The organism is Gemmatimonadota bacterium (genome assembly GCA_016209965.1).
In the GTDB taxonomy this organism is placed as follows: domain Bacteria; phylum Gemmatimonadota; class Gemmatimonadetes; order Longimicrobiales; family RSA9; genus JACQVE01.
Window position 1 is genome coordinate 1 of the sequence record JACQVE010000126.1, and the last position, 2,104, is coordinate 2,104.

General features: G+C 67.1%; 2 protein-coding genes and 1 pseudogene. All 3 read left to right on the forward strand.

The genetic code is table 11. The features are described from left to right. Nucleotides 1-236: transposase (locus HY703_05210; protein MBI4544570.1), on the forward strand; the 236-nt coding region annotated here is incomplete at its 5' end. Between the two features lie 148 nt (nucleotides 237-384). Then, a pseudogene (locus tag HY703_05215) lies at nucleotides 385-1,473 on the forward strand (IS701 family transposase). A 292-nt stretch (nucleotides 1,474-1,765) separates the two neighbouring features. Continuing rightward, the coding region (locus tag HY703_05220; protein ID MBI4544571.1) for a transposase at nucleotides 1,766-2,104 on the forward strand (339 nt) is incomplete at its 3' end.

The window sequence follows — 2,104 nt, forward strand, 5'->3', positions numbered from 1 at the left end:
CGCTCGCCGACGTGGCGGCAGACCAGGGCTGCACGCTGGAAGTGGTGCGTCGCGAGCCAGGCACGGTCGGCTTTGCCGTCCAGCCTCGCCGGTGGGTAGTCGAACGCACGTTTGCCTGGTTAGGCAAGCACCGGCGCCTGAGCAAAGACTACGAAGAGCACTGCGAGTCCAGCGAGGCCTGGCTTTACCTCGCCATGATTCACACTTTCGTTCGTCGGTTAGCCAAGGCGTCATGACTTTCCAAACACACTCTAATATTACAGTTCCCCTTTGCACGGAATCTGCAGGAAGTGGGCCCGTGGAGGTGAGCCTGTGGAAACTAACGAGTGTGTGTGTGAGCCAGAACCAGCGATCGTAGCCGAGTTGGAGGAGGCGATCGAGCAGATGATCACGCGGCTGCGGGCGCAGTTTCGGCGCACGGAAGCGCACCAGCACGCGGCGGACTACCTGCGCGGGCTGCTGGCCGACGTGGAGCGCAAGAATGGGTGGCAATTGGCGGAGTGCGCTGGCTATGCGCACCCGCGCGGGATGCAGCGCGTGTTGGATCGCTACGCCTGGGACGCTGACGCCGTGCGGGACGATCTGCGCCGGTATGTGGTCGAGGAACTGGGCGCTCCCTCTGGCGTGTTGGTGGTCGATGAGACCGGCTTTCCCAAGACAGGGCGGCAGTCGGTCGGCGTCGCGCCGCAGTACTGCGGCAGCGTGGGCAAGATCGCCAACTGCCAGATCGGCGTCTTCCTCGGCTACGCTAGCCCGCATGGGCACGCCGGCCTGGACCGGGCGCTCTTCCTGCCTCAGGAGTGGGTGGCCGACCCGGCCCGCTGCGAGCAAGCGGGCGTTCCAGCGGCGATTTCCTATCGTACCAAGCCCCAGCTCGCCCGTGAGTTGCTGGAGCGGGCCTTGGACGCGGGCGTGCCGGCAGCCTGGGTGGTCGCCGATGCGGTCTACGGCAGCGACGGGACGCTGCGCCGCGCCTTGGAGGCGCGTGCCCAAGCCTACGTGCTGGCCGTCCGCTCGAACCAGAGCGTGACCACTTGGCCGCCCGATCAGCCACCGGACCAGCACCGGGTCGCGGCGCTGGCAGCCCGGCTGCAGCCGGAGGACTGGGTCCGGCTGAGTTGCGGCGACGGTGCCCAAGGTCCGCGTCTGTACGATTGGGCGCTGGTCCAACTCCGCCCGGCCCTCCAGGACGGCTGGGGCCACGCGTTGCTGGTCCGCCGCCACCCCGAGCGGACGGATGAACTCGCCTATTATCGGTGCTACGCGCCGCGCACCACCGCGCTGTCCGACTTGGTGCGCGCGGCCGGCACCCGCTGGACCATCGAGGAACTGTTCGAACGGGCCAAAGGCGAGGTCGGCCTCGACCACTACGAAGTGCGCAGTTGGCATGGCTGGCAGCGCCATATCACGCTCGCCTTGGTGGCGCTCGCCGTCTTGGCGGTCAGCGCCCAAAAAAGGGGCCGGCCACGTGTCCGCTCCACATCCCCATCACGGTCCCCGAAATCCGACGCTTGCTCCTGCGGCTCCTCTGGACGGCGACGCGGCCACCCGACCAGGTCCTCGCCTGGTCTCGCTGGCGCCGCCGCCACCAGAAGATCGCTGCCGACTGCCATCGCCGTCGCCGCTTGAAACGCTCCTCCAAAGGGGAACTGTAGTATTAGAGCCTATCCGGATAACCTGGTATGCTGGGAGCATGAACACACCAAAGACGCAGCAGCGCTCGCGTGAGCGCACGCCGAACAATCAGACGACCACCGGCTTTCGGGTGTCGGACGAGCTCTGGGCGGTCTTGGCACCGCTGCTCCCCGAGCACGTGAATCCGCATCGGTTCGGTGGGGGCCGGCCGCGGGTGCCCGACCGGCGCTGTGCCGATGCGATCTTCTTTGTGCTGCGCACCGGCTGCCAGTGGGAAGCGTTGAACCAGACCGAGTTGTGCGCCAAGTCCACCGCCCACGATCGCTTCCAGCAGTGGGCGGAGGCCGGCGTCTTTCTGCGGCTCTGGCAGGCGGGCGTCGAGCAATTTGACGAGCTCCACGGCCTTGACTGGGACTGGTTGAGCCTGGACGGGGCGATGACGAAGGCCCCGCTCGGCGGGGAAAAAAAC